This window comes from Thermoanaerobacter sp. A7A, from assembly GCF_000445185.1.
In the GTDB taxonomy this organism is placed as follows: Bacteria; Bacillota; Thermoanaerobacteria; order Thermoanaerobacterales; family Thermoanaerobacteraceae; genus Thermoanaerobacter.
In genome coordinates, this window is sequence record NZ_AVAF01000161.1 from 1 (window position 1) to 1,156 (window position 1,156).

Below are 1,156 nucleotides of genomic sequence, written 5' to 3' on the forward strand. Positions count from 1 at the left end.
GCTATTACTGTCCTCGCGGATAGTTTGAGAGCCAGACAAGTAAGGTGGCAAATGATTAACAGAAATTGTACTACCCTCTGCTATATTCACTGCCCATTCTGCCACATTTCTCAATTCCCTAATGTTTCCTGGCCAGTCGTAATTACTTAATAAAGGCCAAATTGATGGATCAATATTGGTAATATTTTTGCCTAATTTTTGCGAAAATTTATTGACAAAATGTTGAAAAAGAAGAGGTATATCACTTTTGCGTTCTCGTAACGGGCATAAATGAATAGTGAGAACTCTCAGGCGATAATACAAATCCTCTCGAAATTTTTTCTCTCTTACTAACTTCGTTAAATCCGAATTGGTCGCAGCAATAATTCGAACATCTAACGGTATCTCCTTATGCCCACCTATTCGAACTACCTTTTTTTCTTCCAACACTCGTAAAAGGTAAACCTGTATATCCATAGGCATATCGCCTATCTCGTCTAAAAATAAAGTTCCTCCTTGTGCTTGTTCAAACTTACCTGGCTTGCCCTCTGGCCGTGCACCGGTAAAAGCTCCGCCTACATAGCCGAAAAGCTCACTTCCAATTAATTCTCGCGGCAAAGCACCACCATTTATCGCCACAAAAGGTCCTTTCCTACCGCTAGCCTCATGAATGGCTCTTGCAAAAAGGTCTTTCCCTGTCCCTGTCTCTCCTAAAATAAGGACTGGTGCATCGCTATTTGCTGCAATTTGGGCTAATCGTATACTTTCACGCAAACAGGGATGATTTCCCAATATTACTTCGAATCCTTTTAAGGCTGGAGGAGAGCTTATATAAAATTGACTACCTTCATGCATTTTTAGAGCTATTAGAGCCGCTACATTTTCATTGTAATAACCACTTATAGGTGAAACATCTGCGCTACACCGCAAGATACCTTTTCTACTTTGCACTAATATTTCCTTGTTTTTTATACTCTGCCGCGCTTTTATGAGGAATAGGATTTCCTGCGAATTGTCAAATATTTCATCAGCTCTTCGTCCTATTAAATCTTCTTTTTTCCATCCCAAAAATTTCTCAGATGCATAATTAACCTTGATTAATCTTCCTGTATTATCTATCACTAATAAGGGATTAGGGTTGTTTTCTAAGAAGTATTCTGAGAGTTGTCGGTAAGGT

1 protein-coding gene is annotated in these 1,156 nt (G+C 39.0%); it reads right to left on the bottom strand.

What is annotated here, in order from left to right; genetic code table 11:
- A partial coding sequence (locus tag M663_RS0112685) for a sigma 54-interacting transcriptional regulator (protein WP_029689183.1) occupies positions 1-1,156 on the bottom strand: 1,156 nt, incomplete at both ends.